The sequence below is a fragment of the Aquariibacter albus genome (assembly GCF_014145335.1).
GTDB lineage: Bacteria > Pseudomonadota > Gammaproteobacteria > Burkholderiales > Burkholderiaceae_C > Aquariibacter > Aquariibacter albus.
This window is the reverse complement of the sequence record NZ_JACIVI010000001.1, coordinates 1,187,320-1,204,247: the sequence shown is the minus strand read 5'-3', so window position 1 is coordinate 1,204,247 and position 16,928 is coordinate 1,187,320. Positions and strand designations below refer to the sequence as shown.

16 protein-coding genes, 1 tRNA gene and 2 pseudogenes are annotated in these 16,928 nt (G+C 66.8%); 8 read left to right on the top strand and 11 right to left on the bottom strand.

From position 1 onward, the window contains the following. Positions 1-135 precede the first annotated feature (135 nt). From H4F90_RS05375 to H4F90_RS05365, 4 genes and pseudogenes are all read left to right on the top strand, one after another. A pseudogene (locus H4F90_RS05375) lies at positions 136-1,265 on the top strand (IS3 family transposase). 64 nt (positions 1,266-1,329) lie between these two features. Then, positions 1,330-3,036 carry an acyltransferase family protein gene (locus H4F90_RS05370; RefSeq protein WP_182662169.1) on the top strand — a complete coding sequence of 569 codons (1,707 nt, stop codon included), beginning with the start codon at positions 1,330-1,332 and terminating at the stop codon, positions 3,034-3,036. Then, on the top strand, positions 3,009-3,212 hold the full coding sequence (locus tag H4F90_RS15845) for an SGNH hydrolase domain-containing protein (RefSeq protein WP_407926173.1): 204 nt from the start codon (positions 3,009-3,011) through the stop codon (positions 3,210-3,212). Before H4F90_RS05370 ends, H4F90_RS15845 begins: the two co-directional genes overlap by 28 nt. A 248-nt stretch (positions 3,213-3,460) precedes the next feature. Beyond that, positions 3,461-4,276 (top strand): ankyrin repeat domain-containing protein, encoded by an 816-nt coding sequence (locus H4F90_RS05365; protein ID WP_182662167.1) that lies wholly within the window; start codon positions 3,461-3,463, stop codon positions 4,274-4,276. Positions 4,277-4,362: 86 nt separating this feature from the next. Here H4F90_RS05365 and H4F90_RS05360 read toward each other — a convergent pair. The 7 genes and pseudogenes from H4F90_RS05360 to H4F90_RS05330 form a co-directional block, all read right to left on the bottom strand. Continuing rightward, positions 4,363-4,623: pseudogene (locus H4F90_RS05360) on the bottom strand (hypothetical protein); the annotation flags it as partial. Between the two features lie 93 nt (positions 4,624-4,716). Further along, a complete protein-coding gene (locus H4F90_RS05355; RefSeq protein WP_182662165.1) occupies positions 4,717-4,917 on the bottom strand; it encodes a DUF2281 domain-containing protein in 201 nt (66 codons plus the stop codon). A gap of 325 nt (positions 4,918-5,242) precedes the next feature. Next, positions 5,243-5,914 carry an HAD family hydrolase gene (locus tag H4F90_RS05350; protein WP_235971959.1) on the bottom strand — a complete coding sequence of 224 codons (672 nt, stop codon included), beginning with the start codon at positions 5,912-5,914 and terminating at the stop codon, positions 5,243-5,245. Further along, positions 5,911-7,593: a glycosyltransferase family 39 protein gene (locus H4F90_RS05345; RefSeq protein WP_182662163.1), complete on the bottom strand. Its 1,683-nt coding sequence runs from the start codon at positions 7,591-7,593 to the stop codon at positions 5,911-5,913. The genes H4F90_RS05350 and H4F90_RS05345 overlap by 4 nt, the downstream gene beginning before the upstream one ends. Before the next feature lie 50 nt (positions 7,594-7,643). After that, a complete protein-coding gene (locus tag H4F90_RS05340; protein WP_182662161.1) occupies positions 7,644-8,666 on the bottom strand; it encodes a lysylphosphatidylglycerol synthase transmembrane domain-containing protein in 1,023 nt (340 codons plus the stop codon). After that, positions 8,663-9,517 (bottom strand): decaprenyl-phosphate phosphoribosyltransferase, encoded by an 855-nt coding sequence (locus H4F90_RS05335; protein ID WP_182662159.1) that lies wholly within the window; start codon positions 9,515-9,517, stop codon positions 8,663-8,665. Before H4F90_RS05335 ends, H4F90_RS05340 begins: the two co-directional genes overlap by 4 nt. Before the next feature lie 132 nt (positions 9,518-9,649). After that, on the bottom strand, positions 9,650-10,411 hold the full coding sequence (locus H4F90_RS05330) for a SapC family protein (protein WP_182662157.1): 762 nt from the start codon (positions 10,409-10,411) through the stop codon (positions 9,650-9,652). Between the two features lie 121 nt (positions 10,412-10,532). Between H4F90_RS05330 and H4F90_RS05325 the strand changes: the two genes are divergently transcribed. Both H4F90_RS05325 and H4F90_RS05320 read left to right on the top strand, forming a co-directional pair. Next, positions 10,533-11,357 (top strand): symmetrical bis(5'-nucleosyl)-tetraphosphatase, encoded by an 825-nt coding sequence (locus tag H4F90_RS05325; protein ID WP_182662155.1) that lies wholly within the window; start codon positions 10,533-10,535, stop codon positions 11,355-11,357. A gap of 67 nt (positions 11,358-11,424) precedes the next feature. After that, positions 11,425-11,512, top strand: a tRNA-Ser gene (locus tag H4F90_RS05320). Between the two features lie 23 nt (positions 11,513-11,535). Here the strand turns inward: H4F90_RS05320 and H4F90_RS05315 are convergent. Next, complete coding sequence (locus tag H4F90_RS05315; RefSeq protein ID WP_182662153.1) at positions 11,536-12,063, bottom strand: FKBP-type peptidyl-prolyl cis-trans isomerase; 528 nt, start codon at positions 12,061-12,063, stop codon at positions 11,536-11,538. A gap of 26 nt (positions 12,064-12,089) precedes the next feature. On the opposite strand from H4F90_RS05315, the gene H4F90_RS05310 reads away from it, so the two are divergent. Both H4F90_RS05310 and H4F90_RS05305 read left to right on the top strand, forming a co-directional pair. Beyond that, complete coding sequence (locus H4F90_RS05310) at positions 12,090-13,376, top strand: cupin domain-containing protein (protein ID WP_182662151.1); 1,287 nt, start codon at positions 12,090-12,092, stop codon at positions 13,374-13,376. A 223-nt stretch (positions 13,377-13,599) separates the two neighbouring features. After that, positions 13,600-13,785: a hypothetical protein gene (locus tag H4F90_RS05305; protein ID WP_182662149.1), complete on the top strand. Its 186-nt coding sequence runs from the start codon at positions 13,600-13,602 to the stop codon at positions 13,783-13,785. Positions 13,786-13,894: 109 nt separating this feature from the next. On the opposite strand, the gene H4F90_RS05300 is transcribed toward H4F90_RS05305, so the two are convergent. The 3 genes from H4F90_RS05300 to dapA all read right to left on the bottom strand — a co-directional run bounded on the left by H4F90_RS05300 (position 13,895) and on the right by dapA (position 16,872). Further along, positions 13,895-14,689, bottom strand: coding sequence for an MBL fold metallo-hydrolase (locus H4F90_RS05300; protein ID WP_182662147.1), 795 nt, complete (start codon positions 14,687-14,689; stop codon positions 13,895-13,897). A 105-nt stretch (positions 14,690-14,794) separates the two neighbouring features. Continuing rightward, complete coding sequence (gene bamC / locus H4F90_RS05295) at positions 14,795-15,934, bottom strand: outer membrane protein assembly factor BamC (protein WP_182662145.1); 1,140 nt, start codon at positions 15,932-15,934, stop codon at positions 14,795-14,797. A 56-nt stretch (positions 15,935-15,990) separates the two neighbouring features. After that, a complete protein-coding gene (gene dapA, locus H4F90_RS05290; protein WP_182662143.1) occupies positions 15,991-16,872 on the bottom strand; it encodes a 4-hydroxy-tetrahydrodipicolinate synthase in 882 nt (293 codons plus the stop codon). Positions 16,873-16,928: the final 56 nt, after the last annotated feature.

Genomic DNA, 16,928 nt, shown 5'->3' with positions numbered 1-16,928 from the left:
ACGGGGGCGGGACCGCCTGAATCGCCCCGGAATCCGTAGCCACCTGCGAGCCTCAAATTTCAGGCAAAGCAGGAGGTGCGATGAGCACGAAGCGGTGCACGCAAGAGCTCAAGGGTCGAGGCGGTCGGCCAGGTCGTGGAGAAGGGCCACCGGGTGGCCGACGTGGCTGCTCAGCGGGGTATCAGCCAGCACTGCCTGCACGAGTGAATCAAGGAGCGACGGCAGCCCGCTGCTGAGCGGCAGGCGCAGGCCGTCCAATCCGAGGAGGTGCGGCGGCTGAAGGCCGAACTGCGGCGCGTGACTGAGGAGCGCGACATCCTAAAAAAGGCCGCCGCGTACTTCGCCAAGCAGTCCGGGTGAGGTACGCGTTCATCGAGCAGGAATCCGGGAACCACACCGTGCGCAGGCTGTGCAAGGTGATGAGCGTGCGTCCCGGTAGGTTATACGCCAGGCGCGCCGAGCCGAGTAGCGCGCGCCAGCGAGAGGACGAGCGCCTGCAGGGGCTGCTCAAGCAGGCATGGCTAGAGAGCAGTGGCGTCTACGGCTACCGCAAGCTGGCGCAGTACATGCGAGATCTGGGCGAGCAGTGTGGCAAGCGCTGCGTGGCGCGCCTGCTCAAGGCCGCCGGCCTGCGCTCGCGAAGGAGGCCTTCCCTGCGCGGTGGCAAGCCGGCGGTGGTGGCGCCCAACCACCTGCAACGCGAGTTCACGGTGCAGGCGCTGAACCAGTCGTGGATGACCGACATCACCTGCATCCGCACGCACGAGGGCTGGCTGTACCTTGCGGTCGTGCTCGACCTGTGGTCGCGCATGGTCGTGGGCTGGCCGATAGGCCAGCGCATCGACACGCGCCTGGTACTCGACGCCTTGACGATGGCCCTTTGGCGTCGACGCCCGAAGCAGCAGGTGCTGATCCATTCCGATCAGGGGTGCCAGTTCATCGGCCATGACCGGCAGACATTCCTGCGCGACCACAACCTGCTCAGCAGCATGAGCCGGCGCTGCAACGGCCACGACAACGCGCTGGCCGAGAGCTTCTTCCAATTGCTCAAGCGCGAACGGATCAAACGCCGCATCTACGACACGTGCCAGGACGCGCGACCGGCTCACTTCAACTACATCGAGCTGTTCGACAACCCCACGCGGCGCCACCCGACGATCGCCGGCCTGTCGCCGATAGAGGTCGAGCAGCGCTATTCCCCGAGGCTCACCGGTATCTGGAAAAACCGGGGCGATTCACAGATAAAATCGCGAAAACCAACCTGATGGCGCCCGGCGGCTGTGGCTCGGCACGCAGGTACGACTAGCAACTGATAGCAAGCAAGACACCATGGACTACAGACGAGAGATTGACGGACTTAGAGCGTTGGCTGTACTGCCAGTCATATTATTCCATGCAGGCTTTGAGGCGTTTAGTGGCGGCTTTGTCGGTGTCGATGTTTTTTTCGTTATCAGCGGCTACTTGATAACGACCATCATTTTGGCGGAGCTTGAGCAGGGCAAGTTCTCCATCATTAATTTCTACGAGCGACGTGCTAGGCGCATCTTGCCAACCTTGTTTCTTGTAATGCTTGTCTGTATCCCGTTCGCTTGGTTGTTGTTGGTGCTGAGCGATATGAAAGATTTCTCTCAAAGCTTGGTTGGAGTATCTTTTTTTGCTTCTAATATTTTGTTTTATCTTGAGTCCGGCTATTTTGATGCGAAGGCGGAACTTAAGCCACTCTTGCATACTTGGAGCTTGGCGGTAGAGGAGCAGTATTATGTGCTGTTCCCTCTTTTCCTAATGCTGTTTTGGAGATTGGGCAGGCGCTGGGTGTTGGTTACACTGGGGCTTGTATTTGTCGCCAGTCTTGCTTTGGCGCAGTGGGCAGCTTATGCAAGGCCAGCAGAAGCCTTTTATCTGCTGCCTGCACGCAGTTGGGAGTTGCTTGTCGGTGCCTTTGCCGCCTTTTATTTGTCTAAAGCTAGGTGCAAAGATTTTGGCAGGGCTGTTAGTGAGTTGGGCGGCTGGTTGGGTGTGGCGTTAATTCTCTATGCTGTTTTCGCCTACAACAAGAAGACACCGTTCCCCGGCCTATACGCTCTTGTACCAACGCTAGGTGCCGTTTTAATTATCTTGTTCGCTACGCAACAGACTGCGGTTGGTAAGTTTGTTGGCAACAAGGTTTTTGTTGGTGTCGGCTTGATAAGCTACAGCGCATATCTCTGGCATCAACCTCTCTTCGCTTTTGCCAGACAAGCAAGCCTGACAGAGCCAACTCATAATGTTTTTCTTGCGCTTTCCATTCTGGCTTTGGTGCTTGCCTATTTCAGTTGGAGGTACGTTGAAACTTTATTCAGAGACAAATCAATTATCTCCAGAAAGCATATTTTCCTATCTTCACTGAGCTTTGGTTCTTTTTTTGTTGCTATTGGTTTAGTGGGACACTTTTATAACGACAAGATAACCAATCTTAGGTTCAATGACGATCAGGCTCGCGTTGTATCTTCTGTTTCCGCAAGTCCTGTGCGCGCAAGCTGTGAGTTTATTCAGGTAAATGATTCATTATTTAGGGAGCCGTGTCGTTATTTTTCCAATAGAAGCAAGGTTGCTGTATTCGGCAACAGTCATGCTACGGAGCTTGCTTATTCAATTGCGAGCATACTGAAGGATAGAAATGTTGGGATTATTCATCACGCCATGAGCGGCTGTTATTCCAACTATAAAATCGCTGAAGAAAGTGGTACTGTTTGTGGAAGGTGGCATCGTAAGGTTGTCGATAATTTGGTTTTGGATAAGCAAATTGAGTATGTTGTTCTGAGCTACAGAAACGAAGGGCAATGGAGTAACGCCGTGTATAGGAATGCCCTTGCTAGCATGGCCAATGACCTATCCGATGCCGGGAAAAAGGTTGTCCTCGTTCTGCAGGCCCCATTGCCGCTGGCTCATATAAATAAATACTTGACAAAAAATGCAGCCGACTTGTCCGGATCAATTATTTCTCGCAAACTTTCTGATTGGAATAATATATACCCCGAGTCGGGGGGGCGATTTTAAAGTCACTTAATGCAAGTGTTGGGGTAATTAACCCGGCAGATTCATTTTGTGAATCGGACTATTGCTATGTAATAAGAAGTGGCGTCGCCTTATATTATGATGATAATCATATGTCATTATCTGGCAGTCATTTAATTGCTGAGAATTTGGTAAAAAACTTCTTTGCCTCGCTATAGTTTGCATAACAATGCTGGTGCTTGGTTTTGGTGTATTGACCTGTCCCCACGAACCTCGGGACGGTTCAAAGTGCAGCGATCCTTCTTCCCGATGCTGCCGGACGGCAGATCACGATCGATGCTGTCGATGCGCAAGGTCAAAGCATGAACATCTTCGAGCGCAACAACATCTTTAAGATGACGCCACTCGATCTGCACGGCATGGACTACGTGCTGCGAGGCATGGATGCCTATGCCAAGGGGGGCAAATGAAGCAGAGATTTGGCGCGGCGGTGTTGACCATGGCGTTATTGACGGGATGCACAGCGATGGCCGATGACAAGTCGATCGAGGGCCAAGTCTTCGAGACTGGGCCATACATCGAAGCCGCGCGGGCCATCAAGCGCGACGATGCGGCAACGCTGCGCCAACTGATCCGGCAGGGACTCAACGTCAACCATGAGACCAGGGAAGTAAAGACCGCTTGGGGCCACGACACCGTGCACCTGCTGCTTTATGCAACAGCCTCCGACAGCGTCAAGGCTGCGGAGGCTTTGCTGGAAGCCGGCGCCGATGTGAACAAGTCGACCAAGGGCGGCATGACAGCGATGATCATGGGCGCGCCCTCACCGAGCGATGCAATGTTCGAACTGCTGCTCGTGCGCTACAAGGCTGATCCGAACAAGGTGCTTCGCATCGGGGTACCAAAGAGTGCCCTGATGGTCTTGCTGCAGGAGCGCCGAGCCTTGGGCGAGAGGCGGTTCGAACGCGCAACGCGCTTGCTGCGCCATGGTGCAGATGTCAATCTGGACCTTGGTAGCGGTGAAACCGCCGCGATTGTCTTTAGCAAGCTAGGAGACTGGCGAGCAGTGCATTGGCTGTTGGAAAACGGCGCACGGCATGAAGCGCGGGATCGCTTCGGGACGGTGATGTGCGTTCTTCGGAACAGTTATCGAGCGAACACGCTTGCCCCATCCGAGGCCTTCACCTACCGCGACCAGGTACAAGACTGGCTGCTCGCAAAAGGAGTTGCTCGCTCGCGCGTCGATCCAGCGCTGCACCCCAATCCCAAGTGCGACGACTAAGGTTGAACGCGCAACTGCCTCTGTCTTGCGGGGCTCCGCGACCTCGGGGTCGGTCTTGAGTCTTGCCTCAAACCTCCGGCCGATCCTCACCCGATCACATCCCCGACGACCTCGCGCAGCGCCTTGTCATCGGCCGAGGAGGGCCTGCCCATCGTGCGGATGACGAGCTGCTGCTCAATGGTGGTGAAGACCGGCTTGAGCACCGAGGCCTTCACCAGGCCTGCGGCCTGCCAGTCGGAGACCATGGCCTCACCGAAGCCCAGCGGCTGCCGTACTTGGCTGGTGATGGCCATGATCACGATGTCGCGCCGGCTGGCGTTGTAGCTGGCGCTCGAGACGACGACGGCCGGGCGCTTCTTGGTGCCCGACTAGTCCGTGAACGGAAACGGCACCAGCACCACGTCGGCGAAGCTGAACCTCGAGGCGTTGGCCATGGGGCCTCACATGCGGTCGTAAGCCGCATCCTCGTTGTTGTCCCATACCTGGGCGAAGCTTGCCTTGCTGGCCTTGGCGGCGGCGTGGGTCAGGCGGTGCTCGTCTTCACGGGCGCGCAGGAAATCGACGAAGTCCTCCACCTCGGCCATGCGCTGAGGCGGTAGCTGCTTGATCTTGTCGATCAACACTTGTTCGGCGGCGGTCATGGAATCGGCTCCTTCGGGATCTGGCCCTTGGCGGTCCCGGCCGTGCTCAAGCCGCGCCCTGGCCGAGCACCGTCTCCAGCAACTCCGAGACGACCTGCTGCTTGAGCTTGGGCAGCTCAGTGGGTTTAGCCCGGGACTCCGGACACATCAGATGACATGACGAGGTCTGGAGAGAACGATGAGCATGGAGAGCTCACGACCAGACGAGACCCTGTGCATACACATCGTTGAAGCCGGGCCCCCGTGCCCGGCTTCTTCATGGGCCTGATGGAATCTCAGACGGGCTGGGGCGGCAGGTGCCGTGGCCTGCCGTCCAGGGGCTGGCTCAGGTTTTCAGGGGGGGAAGGCGCTCGTAGTGGCCCCGCCCGTCGGGCGCTCCGACATAGATGCCGTGGTCGGCCAGGGCCAGCATCGGCCGGTCGCCGCGGGTGTCGCCGTAGGCCCAGACCGCCGAGGGGGGCTGATCGGCCCACCAGACCTGCAGGCGGCGGACCTTCTCCTCGCCGTGGCAGTTCGCGCCGATCAGGCGCCCGGTGGCGCACCCACCCTGCCATTCGAGGCGGGAGCAGAGCAGGGCGTCGAAGCCGAGCTGGCGGGCCACGGCCTCCAGGTAGACCTCGGGCGAGGCGCTGACCATCACGCAGCGGTGGCCGGCGGCCCGGTGTTCGGCGAGGCGCTTCAGGGCGCGTGGGTCGAGCAGGCCGGGCAGGGCTTCGTGCAGGAACCGGTCGGTCCATGCGGCCAGTTCGTCGCGGGAGCGACCTGCGACGGTGTGGCGCAGCAGCACCAGCTTGGCGGCTTCGTTGCTGATGCGGCCGAGTTGCCAGGCGGCCAGGGCTGGAAGGGTCTTGCCCAGGGCCCAGCCGAGGCGGGCGGGGCCCTGGCCGCCGCGCAGCCAGGGGATCAGGCTGTCGCCGCGGGTGAGGGTGCCGTCGAAGTCGAAGGCGGCGACGACCGGACCGGCGGGATCGCGCCCGGGCTGCATGGCCAGGCTCATTCCCCGAGCTCGGCCGGAGCCGTGGTTCCGGCTGGGGCAGGCGCTGCGCGCGCCGCGCGCAGCGGTTCGGCCAGATGCAGGGGGGCGCGGGGGGCGTCGGCTGCGGGCAGGGCGGTGGGGGCCACCTTGGGTTCGGCTCCGCTGCAGCGCACGGCACCGCACAGGCGCCGGCAGAAAGCGCAGTCGGACATCGGCAGCCAGCGAGGGATCTGGTAGTAACGGCGGTCGATCTCGGCCAGCACGCCCAGGCGGTAGGCGGCCAGGCGGAAGCCCTGGCCTTCGATCACGTGGAAGGTGGCGCCATCCTGCTGCACGTTGAAGGCACGCACCTGGTCGAAGTAGGGCGCGTAACCGGCCAGGTCGACTGGTTTGTTGCCGACGAGGATGCGCAGGGTGTTGCCTTCGAAGTCGGCGAAGTCGACGAGCTGGTCGTCCTGCCGCGAGTGGAACTTGCCGGGGCCGAAGACCGGCATGTAGTGCCGCCGTGCATGGCCGTAGATCGAGGCCGGCGTGAAGGCGCTGGCCATCACGATCACCCCCGGTGACTCGACCTGGGCGAGCAGCGCGTCCGTCTTGACCGAGCGCACGATGGAGGGGTAGAGGCTGCTGCGCTGCCAGTGCTCCAGCGAGCTGGCCATCACGCCCAGCGCGGCCAGCACATGCAGGCCGCCGAACACCGCCACCGCGATGACCGCCTTGCGCAGCGTCGCGCGCGGCAGCAGGAAGGCCAGCAGCGCGAAGAGGAAGGGGTAGAAGGCCAGCACCCAGTGCAAGCCGATGACCTTCTTGAAGGCCAGCAGCGCGAAGACCGCATGCGGCACGATCACCACACAGGCCAGCAGGCGGTGCGCGCGCAGCGCGGGGCCCAGGCGGCCGCGCTCGCGCCAGGCCAGCCAGGCGGCCCCCGGGGTCAGCAGGTAGACCATCATGCCGAGGTAGAGGCCGGGCTTGCGCCACTCGAAGACCTCGCCCTCGTTGCGATTGATCAGGTTGAACATCACGTTCGGCCAGCAGTGCGCCTGATTCCAGGCCAGGTGCAGGGCCGGGCCGATCAGGGCCACCAGCACGAGCAGGGCGAAGCCGGCCAGCCGCTCGCGGCGGAACAGTGCGAAGTGGGCCAGGTAGGCCAGGCCCAGCAGCACCGCGAAGTACTTCGACAGGAAGGCCAGCGCGAGGAAGAGGCCGGCCAGCGCGTAGAGCGCCAGGGCCCGGCCATCGAGCCGCTCGCGGCGCTCGGCCTGCCACAGCACGGCCACCGACAGCGCGCTCCACAGCGCCAGCGGGATGTCGGTGGTCATCAGCACCTGCAGCAGGCCGATCGGCGTCAGCCAGAACAGCAGCACCGCGACCGCGGCACGCTCGCGGTCCAGACCGCGCAGCGCCAGGCCGATCGCGCCGCCGACCAGCAGGGGCAGCAGCACGGCCGGCAGGCGCATCGCGAAGACGGAATCGCCGAGGAGCCGACCCATCGCGGCATTGAACCAGCCGACCATGGGCGGGTGGTCGGAGTAGCCCCAGTCCGGATAGACGCCCCACCACCAGAAGAAGGCCTCGTCGCCGGTGATCGGCAGTTTCCAGGCGATCAGCGCGCGCAGCAGCAGGCTGCCCAGGCCGACGACGATCAGCCAGGGGGCCCAGCGGGAAGGCGGGGCAGGGTCGGACGGCAGGGAGGCGTGCATACGCAGGAACGGGGAGGGGGCGGCGGGCGGCGGGCGGCGCCGATGATCGCTCAGCCCAGCCGGGGATCTTTCAGGACGATCAGGCTCCAGGCCAGGATCAGTGCGCCGGCGACGATGGCTTGCCACAGCGTGAACACACGCACCAACAGCACCAGCACCAGCGCAGGTGCCAGCGCGGCGCCGCTGGCGACCAGCATGGCGGTGAGCAGGGCTTCCATCGAGCCCAGGCCCGCGGGCAGCGCGCTGAGCGCACCGCCCACCATCGCCGCAGCGTAGTAGCCAGTGGCCAAGCCCAGGTCCAGCGGCAGAGCCAGGTCGCGTGCCAGCAGCCAGACGGCCAGGCCCTGGCCGCCCCAAGCCAGCAGCGTGCTCAGCAGCCAGCGCCAGGGCCGCACGCGCAGGCAGCGGCCGGCCTCGGCCAGCCAGGTCGGCCACCAGCGGCGCAGGCTCAGGATCAGGGCCAGGCCGCCGGCCATCAGCAGGGCCGACAGGCCGAGCAGCACCGCCAGCAGCACGCCGTCGCCGGCCAGGGTCAGGAGCTCGATCATGTGCGGCAGCATCTCCTCGCGGTGATGGCTGCCCCAGTCGCTCAGGCGGCCGCGCAGGGCCGGCCACAGCACCGGGGCGGCGGCCAGGCTCAGCAGCAGCAGGGCGAAGAGATCGGCCAGGCGCTCGGCACCAAAGATGCCCAGCGCGCGCATCGGCTCGCCCGGCCGCACCCAGGTGCCGCGAAGCGCCTCGCCCACATTGCCCGGCGTGGCCGTGAAGGCGTAGCCGCACAGGTAAAGCCGCATCGCCCGGCGCAGTTTCAGGCGGCAGCCGTTCTGCGCCAGCCAGGCCCACCAGCGCCAGCCGCGCAGCAGGTAGTTCAGCCAGCACAGGCCGATCACGGCCAGCACGGTGCCAGGGCGCAGCTTGTCCCAGGCGGCGGCCAGCGCATCGGCCTGCCACAGGCCCAGCACCAGGGCATACAGGCTGGCCGCCAGGGCCGCACCGCCGGCCAGGCGCAGCCAGCGCGGGCGGGGGGCGATGCGGTCCTCGCGGCGTGCGGCGTGCTCGGCGACCACCCTCACCGCCCGACCACGAAGACCGCAGCCCAGCCCAGCAGGGCGGCGATCAGCCAGGGGTCGCGTGCGATGTCGGAGGCGGCGTCCTCGCCCTGGCCGCCATGCACACGCTGGGTGAAGCGCAGCATGCCGAAGACGACCAGCGGCAGGCTGTAGACCAGGCGTTCGCCGTGCAGGGCCTGGGTCTCGGGGCTGGTGGCGTAGAGGCCGTAGGTGACCAGAGTGGCCGTCATGGCCATCGCCACATAGGTATCGAGCAGCGGCAGGCTGTACTGCTTCATGACCCGGCGCTGCGAGGCTGCGTCATGCGAGGCCTCCGCCCGGCGCTTGCTGAAGCCGAGGAAGAGCGTGACGAAAAGCCCGGTGACCAGCAGCCAGCGCGAGGGCGGGATGCCCACCGCCACCGTGCCCGCCAGCAGGCGCAGCATGAAGCCGGCGCTGATCAGGCAGACGTCGATCACCGCCACATGCTTGAGCTTGAAGGAGTAGGCGATGTTGATGAGCAGGTAGAGGCCGACCAGCAGCGCCAGCACCGGCTGGCCGAGCACGCAGGCGAGCAGGCCGGCCGCGAGCGCCAGGCCCAGCCCCAGCGCGCCTCCTGCGCCGACCTGGCCGCTGGCGAGCGGGCGCCGGCATTTGGTGGGGTGGCGGGCATCGGCCTCGCGGTCGACCCAGTCGTTGAGCAGGTAGACCAGGCTGGACGCCAGGCAGAAGGCCAGGGTCGCCACCAGCACACGCTGCAGGGTGGCGGCCTCGTCCCAGCCGTGGGTGAAGAAGGCACCGGCCAGAACGAAGGCGTTCTTCGGCCACTGATGGGGCCGCATCAATCGGATCAGGGCCTTCAAGGTGCTCGACATCGACGGGTCCGAATACGTGGAGCGAGCCGGCGAAACCGGTTCGAGACCAGAGATTATCGGTAGCGCCACATGACGGTCCCGTCCCGCGGCGTTGCGAGCGGCCGACAGTCCCCCGTCCGGGGGCGGGCTGCTTCAGGCCCGCGCGGCCGCCTGCCGCCGGCTCAGGCGCTCGGTCAGCCGCACCGCGTTGCTGGTCGAGATCAGGTGGGCATGCATCAGGCCGATGGCGCCGTTGCGCAGCAGCTCGGCCAGGGTGGATTCCGGCAGCGCGCGCAGCTTGGTCTCGTCGACGACCTGGATCTGCGCGACGGTCTGCTTCTGGCCGCCCGGCAGCGTCACGTCCAGGTTCACCGACTTGAGCAACTGGTGCTGCACCAGCACGTGGCAGAGCACGCGGGTGCGCTGCAGCTCCACCTCGAAGGCATCGAGGAACTTCATCTGCTGCGCGAGCCAGGGGCTGGGCTGGCCGTCGTCCTGCAGCAGGAGCTCGCCCTCGGCCTCGTTGAAACCGGGCCAGGCGGTGTCGACGATCACGCTGCGCTGGTTCTCGCCGGTGGCGGCATAGCCCAGCGGATAGCGGCGCAGGAAGGCCGGCTGGTAGCGGGCATCCCAGCTGCCGTCGGTCGCGACGAAGAGGTTCTCCTGATCCCGCAGGCCCAGCACCACCACCGGGGCCACCGTGGCCTGCGTGGCGGGCTGGCCGGCGGCGGCCGGCGCGGCCACGAAGCCGATCAGGTACTCCTTGCACAGCTCGGGGAACTCGCTCGACGCGACCGGAACGGCGGTCATCCGCGCCGCGACCGACCAGTCCTTCACCGGCAGCAGGCGCTTGCCGCGGTGCAGGTTGCGGTCGAGCAGCTGCGGCTGCATGTAGAGCGTCGGGGTGGGGTTCATCCAGGTCTCCAGGGCTGATACGGCCTCAATCGTTGCGGCGGGCCGCCCGTGGGATCCGCCGCGGGCCGCATGATGCCAGCCCGGCTCGCCCCGCCGTCGTGCAGCCGCTCACAATGCAGCCATGCTCTACGCCGTCGGGGATGTTCAAGGATGCAGGCAGGCTTTGTTGCAGCTTTTGCAGCGTGTCGATTTTTCGCCCTCGCGCGACCATTTGGTGGTGCTGGGTGACATGGTCAACCGGGGCCCTGACTCGCTGGGCACGCTGCGCATGCTGGCCGGTCTGGGCTCGGCGGTCCAGTGCGTGCTCGGCAACCATGACCTCCATCTGCTGGCCGTGAGCCAGGGCCTGCGGCGACCGCATCGCCAGGACACCTTGTCCGCGCTCCTGGCCGATGCCGAGGCACCGGCCTGGATCGACTGGCTGCGCCATCAAGCGCTGGCCCTGAGGGCGGGAGGCTGGCTGATGGTGCATGCCGGCCTGCCCCCCGCCTGGGATGCGTCCACCGCGCTGCGCGAGGCGGCGGCCGTGGCCGACTGCCTGCGCGCGCCGGACTGGCGCGACTTCCTGGCGGTGATGTATGGCAACCAGCCTGACCGCTGGGATCCGGGGCTTGCCGGCGACGACCGCCTGCGCTTCGCCGTCAACGCGCTGACCCGCATCCGCTACGTCCACGCCTGCGACGGCCGGCTCGACTTCGAGGTGAAGGAGGGGGCCTCCCAGGCGCCGCCCGGTCTGCTGCCCTGGTTCGAGGTGCCGGATCGGGCGAGCGCCGGCACGCCGATCGCGTTCGGTCATTGGTCCACCCTGGGGCTGATCAACCGACCCGACCTGCTGGCTCTCGACACCGGCTGCGTCTGGGGCGGCCAGCTCAGCCTGGCCTGCCTGGAGGCCGAGGCCCGCCGCATCGTGCAGCAGCCCTGCCCGCAGGCCTGCAAGCCGGGCTGAGGCCGGGCCCGGCCCGCGCGATGCCACAATCCGCGCCGTCCCGAAGGCGCTGCGGCGCCGCGGGCAGGGAAGCTTGGCAGAGTGGTCGATTGCACCGGTCTTGAAAACCGGCAACCCGCAAGGGTTCCAGGGTTCGAATCCCTGAGCTTCCGCCAAACCCGGATCGACCGGGTGAGCCTCAGTGCAGCGTGTCCTGCCCGGCCTGGGGGCCGCTGACCGGGGTGAAGAGGGATTCCTCGCCCACGCTGCGGCGTTCGATCTCCTGCTCGGAGGCCTCGCGCACATCGCGCACGACCAGGGCGAGCACCAGCGCGATGCCGGCCAGGGGATGGTTGCCGTCGAGCACCACATGCTCGTCGTAGACCTCGGTCACCGTGTAGATGGCCTCGCGCGGCATGCCTTCGGTGACGGCTCCCTCGGGCAGTCCGTCGAACTGCATGCCGGGCTCGACGTGTTCACCGAAGAGGCTGCGCGACTCGAAACAGACCAGCTCGGGTGCGTACTCGCCGAAGGCCTGGTCGGGTTCGAGGTGCAGGGTCGCGCTGTAGCCGGTTTCCTGCCCGATCAGGGCTTCCTCGACGCGTTCGAACAGGTCGTCGCCCCCGATCAGGAATTCAACGGGGTCGATGAGCTCGTCGATGAGCTGGCCCTGGGTGTCTTCGAGCCGCCAGCTCAGGCTGACGACACACGGCGCGGCAATGTGCATGGATTCATGATCGCACAATGCCCCGCATGTCCCGGACCCCCAAGACCCCCTCGGCTGCCGAAGCCGCCGCCCCGTGCCGCACCCGTCGCGGCCCCAGTGCGGCCGATGCCCTGCCTGTCACCGAGCAGCCCTGCGCCCTCCTGGGAGGGCTCAGCCCGACGGCCTTCATGCGCCGGCATTGGCACAAGAAGCCCCTGCTGATCCGCCAGGCCCTGCCGGCCTCGGCCTGGGCGGGCCTCGACCGCGAGGCGCTGCTGCGCCTGGCGGCCGAGCCCGGCTTGGCGGCCCGCCTCATCCAGCGCCAGGCCCGGCCTGCCGGGCGCAGCCGGCGCGCCGCGGCGGACGGCGGGTGGTCGCTTCAGCAGGGCCCCTTCAGCTCCCGTCAGCTTCCGCCGGCCGAGCAGCCGGGCTGGACCTTGCTCGTGCAGGGGCTGGACCGCCATCTCCCGGCCGGTCGGGCGCTGCTCGACCGCTTCGCCTTTCTGCCCGCCGCGCGCCTGGACGATCTGATGGTGTCCTGGGCCAGCGAGGGCGGTGGCGTCGGCCCGCATGTCGATTCCTACGATGTCTTCCTGCTGCAGATCGGCGGCGCCCGGCGCTGGCGCATCGCCCCCCCGGGCGACGAGCGCCTGCATGCCGGCCTGCCGCTGCGCATCCTCGAACACTTCGCACCGACCGAGGAGCACCTGCTCGAGCCCGGCGACATGCTCTACCTGCCGCCAGGCTGGGGCCACGATGGCGTGGCGGAGGGCGGGGCCTGCCTGACGGCTTCCATCGGCTTCCGGGCCCCGGCCCACGCCGAACTCGCCGATGCCCTGCTGAACCGCCTGCTGGATGCCGTGGACCCGGACGATCCGGCCGAGGCCCTTCGCTACCGTGACCCCGGCCAGCCCGCGACCCTCCAGCCCGGACGCATCCCCGAAGCCCTGCAGCACCATGCCGTGCGGCAGGTTCGCGAACGGCTGGCCGCTCCGGCCGCGGTCGAGCTCGCGCTGGGTGAGTGGCTCAGCGAACCCGCCCCCGATGCCGTCTTCGATCCGCTCGACGAGGAGGACACGGCCGGTCTGGACGCCCGGGAGGCCCAGGCCCTGGCCGCCGGCCTGCGGCTCGCGCGCGGCAGCCGCATGCTCTACGACGCGCAGCGGATCTACCTGAACGGCGAGGGCTGGACCGCCGCCGGCCGCGATGCCAAGCTGATGCAGGACCTGGCCGACCACCGCGCGCTGGACGCCCTCCGCCTGCGCCGGGCCAGCCCGGCCGCACGCAGCCTGCTGCGGCAGTGGCTGCTCGATGGCTGGCTCGAGGCGTGCTGAGGTGCCGTTACAACAGCAGCCTTGTCGTCCGCTGACGTTTCCTTCACGCAGGGCTAGGGTCTGCACCAATTACGCCTCTACAATCCTGGGCTGCGCCGAGCGCCGGAATCCTGATCACGGGTTGACGGCGCGGCCGTCAACCGAAAGGCGATGGTCGCGTTACACCGGCGCCGGAACCCGATTCCGCACCTTGATCGAACCTCCTCCGCACTAGGAAAACCCAATGAACAAGTCTTACCTGCTCGCCCTGATCGCTGCTGCTGCCCTGGTCGCCTGCGGCAAGAAGCCGCAAGAAGCCGCCCCGGCCCCGGCTCCGGAAGCTTCGGCCCCGGCCGCCGCCCCGGTGGAAGCCTCGGCCCCGGCCGCCGCTTCGGCCCCGGAAGCTGCCGCTTCGGCCGCCAGCAACTGAGATCGGCGGGCCGCAGGCCCGCAAGCGATGCTCGAAAGCCGCCGCAAGGCGGCTTTTTTTCGTGGGTGCCTCGCGCTGCCCACTCCTGGGCGACCCGCCGTACGGGGGCTCAGCCCAGGTCGAGCCAAGGGCTGCCATGGGCCGCGTCGGCGATCACGATCTCGCCGGTCGGACAGCCCAGGGCCGCGGCCAGGGCCTCGGCGGCAAGTTGCGGCTGGTTGTTCTGTTCACTGAGGTGGGCCGCCACCACATGCCGCAGCCCGGGATGGGCGCAGCGACCCAGGATGTCGGCCGCCACGGCATTGGCCAGATGGCCCCAGGGCCCGGCGATGCGCGCCTTCAGCGAGGCGGGATAGCGCGAGGCTGCCAGCAGCGCCGGGTCGTGGTTGGTTTCCAGCAGCAGCGCCTGGCAGCCGGCCAGTGCGGCCAGCAGATGGGGCGTGGACTGGCCCGTGTCCGTCAGCAGGCCCAGGCGCCGTCCACCCGCTTCGACACAGAGCTGCAGCGGCTCGGCGGCGTCATGCGGCACGGTGTAGGGCCGCAGGGCGAGCGCGCCGAGCTCGATGGTCTCGCCATCGCGGACGAAGTGCAGCAGGCCCTCCGCCTGGAGGGCCTCGGTTTCACCCGGCCGGCACACCGCCGCCCAGGTGCCGCGGCTGGTCCACAACGGCACGCGGTGGCGGCGTGCCAGCGTGACGGCGCAGCCGATGTGGTCACCGTGCTCATGGGTGATGAAGACGGCGTCGAGCGACTCGGGCTGCAGGCCCTCCCGGGCGAGTCGCAGCACCAGTTCGCGAAGCGTGAAGCCCGCATCGACCAGGAGCCGACTGCGACCGCGCAGGCCCTCGGCCTCGATCAGTGTCGCGTTGCCCTTGCTGCCGCTGCCGAGGCTGCGAAAGCGCATGCCCGCCCGGATCTCAGTGAACGTGGGAAGGCCAGGGTCCGAGGCGCTATGCGCCGCGCCCGGCGCCCTGAGAAGGGGCCGTGACGCGTGCTCGGCTCCCGCGTCTCAGCGCAGCTCGGCGACCAGCAGGTCGAGGATGCGTTTGGCCGCCGGCGTGGACGCCGCCTCGCCCTTCTCCGTCTGCACGCGCAGCACGGTCTGGTTGCCGGCCGCGCGCTCGGCGACGATGCGGTAGCGGCTCGGGCCCCCTTCCTTCGGCGCGCTGCCACCGAAGATGCGGCGGAAGAGTCCGGGCTCCTTCGGTGCGGTCTCGTTCGGATCGACGTAGCGCACGAAGTAGACGCCCTGGCCGCGATCGCGGTCCTCGACGGTGAAGCCAACGCGGTCCAGTGCAAGGCCCACCCGGCGCCAGGCGCGGTCGAAGCCCTCGTCCACCGCGATGCCCGCGGCCGGCGTGCCGGGCAGCAGCCGGGCGCGCGCGCTGGCCGCCGAGGGGGCTGCAGCGATCTGCTGGTTCTGCGCCTTGGCCTGCTCCTCGGTCGCACCGAGCTTGAGCATCAGCCGCGACAGCATGGTCGCCTCCAGATCCGGGTCGCTGGGCCGCGGCTGCCAAGCCGTCTGCGACTGGTCGTTGCGCACGTAGACCTCGATCGCGCCGCGGTGCGAGATGTAGACCTCGGCACCGCTGCCGGTCCGCTCGATGCGGGTGCGGTAGGCATCCCGTTCGCCGGAGTCATAGAGGCCGTCCAGCACCGAACCCAGGGCCCGGCGGATCAGGTCCTGCGGAATCTTCGCCCGGTTCTCGACCCAGGTCGTCTGCATCAGGCCGAGCTCGCGCTGCTCGGTCTCGAGCTCGAAACCACGCTCCTGCCAGAACTGCTGGAGCAGCGGCCAGAGTTGTTCGGGCGTCATCGAGGTGACCAGCCAGCGCTGATTGCCATCACGCATCAGGCGGGTGCTGCCCACCGTCGACGGCGCGACGGAGGCCTCGCGCGAGGCACCGGCCACCGGACCGCCGCCGCTCTGCACCGAGGAGGCGGTGATCGTGCCGTCCACCGGCTGGTAGCGCGAGTCCTTCTGCAGCTGGGTCAGGTCCGGCGGCACGTCCAGGTTGACCTGCTTGCTGCCGCCGCTGCGGTAGTCGACCTTCTCGCCCTCCAGGGTCTTGTTGATCGAGGAGCAGCCGCCCAGGGCGATCAGCAGGCAGAACGGGGCCAGGCGCAGGGCAGGAAAGCGTCGATGCATCGGAAGCTCGGCAGGGTTCGGAAAGAAGGCGGGGCGCCCGGGGGGGCCCGCGGGGCTCAGAGCAGGCCGGCCTCGGTCAGCGCTTGCTCGACGGCCGACTGGGTCGCCACCGAAGCCGGCAGCAGCGGCAGGCGCAGGGTGCCGCCGCTGCGGCCCATGCGCTCCAGCGCCCACTTGACCGGGATGGGATTGGGTTCGACGAAGAGCTGCTTGTGCACCGGCAGCAGCTTGAAGTGGATCTCGGTGGCGCGCTTCGCATCGCCGGCCATGGCCGCCTCGCACAGCTCGTGCATCAGGCGCGGAGCGACGTTGGCGGTGACCGAGATGTTGCCGTGACCGCCCAGCAGCATCAGCGCGATGGCGGTCGGGTCGTCGCCCGAATAGATCTTGAAGCCTTCGGGCGCATTGCGGATCAGCCAGCAGGCGCGCTCGATGTTGCCGGTGGCTTCCTTCACCGCGACGATGCCGGGCACCTGGGCCAGGCGCAGCGTGGTCTCGGGGGCCATGTCCGCGACCGTTCGGCCGGGCACGTTGTAGAGCACGACCGGCAGGTCCACCGCCTCGGCGATGGCCTGGAAGTGGCGGACCATGCCCTCTTGCGTCGGCTTGTTGTAGTAGGGCACGACCTGCAGCGTGCAGTCGGCCCCGATGGCCTTGGCATAGGCCGTCAGCTCGATGGCTTCGCGGGTGGAGTTGGAGCCGCAGCCCGCCATGATCGGCACACGGCCGGCCGCATGCTCGACGGACACGCGCAGGATCTCGCGGTGTTCCTCGTGGCTGACGGTCGGCGATTCGCCCGTCGTGCCGACCACACCGATGCAATCGGTGCCTTCGGCGATGTGCCAGTCGATCAGGCGGCGCAGGGCCGGGTAGTCGACGCTGCCGTCTTCATGCATCGGCGTCACCAGCGCGACGATGCTGCCAACAATCGGAGTCATGGGGAAAGGTCCTCGCAATCGCGGGATTCTAGCCAGCAGCGTCCACGCCTTCGGCA

Excerpts from the sequence above, each read along its gene's own strand:
- H4F90_RS05370 (WP_182662169.1), top strand. The coding sequence starts at position 1,330 with ATGGACTACAGACGAGAGATTGACGGACTTAGAGCGTTGGCTGTACTG.
- H4F90_RS05365 (WP_182662167.1), top strand. The coding sequence starts at position 3,461 with ATGAAGCAGAGATTTGGCGCGGCGGTGTTGACCATGGCGTTATTGACG.
- H4F90_RS05355 (WP_182662165.1), bottom strand. The coding sequence starts at position 4,917 with ATGACCGCCGCCGAACAAGTGTTGATCGACAAGATCAAGCAGCTACCG.
- H4F90_RS05350 (WP_235971959.1), bottom strand. The coding sequence starts at position 5,914 with ATGAGCCTGGCCATGCAGCCCGGGCGCGATCCCGCCGGTCCGGTCGTC.
- H4F90_RS05345 (WP_182662163.1), bottom strand. The coding sequence starts at position 7,593 with ATGCACGCCTCCCTGCCGTCCGACCCTGCCCCGCCTTCCCGCTGGGCC.
- H4F90_RS05335 (WP_182662159.1), bottom strand. The coding sequence starts at position 9,517 with ATGTCGAGCACCTTGAAGGCCCTGATCCGATTGATGCGGCCCCATCAG.
- H4F90_RS05330 (WP_182662157.1), bottom strand. The coding sequence starts at position 10,411 with ATGAACCCCACCCCGACGCTCTACATGCAGCCGCAGCTGCTCGACCGC.
- H4F90_RS05325 (WP_182662155.1), top strand. The coding sequence starts at position 10,533 with ATGCTCTACGCCGTCGGGGATGTTCAAGGATGCAGGCAGGCTTTGTTG.
- H4F90_RS05315 (WP_182662153.1), bottom strand. The coding sequence starts at position 12,063 with ATGCACATTGCCGCGCCGTGTGTCGTCAGCCTGAGCTGGCGGCTCGAA.
- H4F90_RS05310 (WP_182662151.1), top strand. The coding sequence starts at position 12,090 with ATGTCCCGGACCCCCAAGACCCCCTCGGCTGCCGAAGCCGCCGCCCCG.
- H4F90_RS05305 (WP_182662149.1), top strand. The coding sequence starts at position 13,600 with ATGAACAAGTCTTACCTGCTCGCCCTGATCGCTGCTGCTGCCCTGGTC.
- H4F90_RS05300 (WP_182662147.1), bottom strand. The coding sequence starts at position 14,689 with ATGCGCTTTCGCAGCCTCGGCAGCGGCAGCAAGGGCAACGCGACACTG.
- bamC (WP_182662145.1), bottom strand. The coding sequence starts at position 15,934 with ATGCATCGACGCTTTCCTGCCCTGCGCCTGGCCCCGTTCTGCCTGCTG.
- dapA (WP_182662143.1), bottom strand. The coding sequence starts at position 16,872 with ATGACTCCGATTGTTGGCAGCATCGTCGCGCTGGTGACGCCGATGCAT.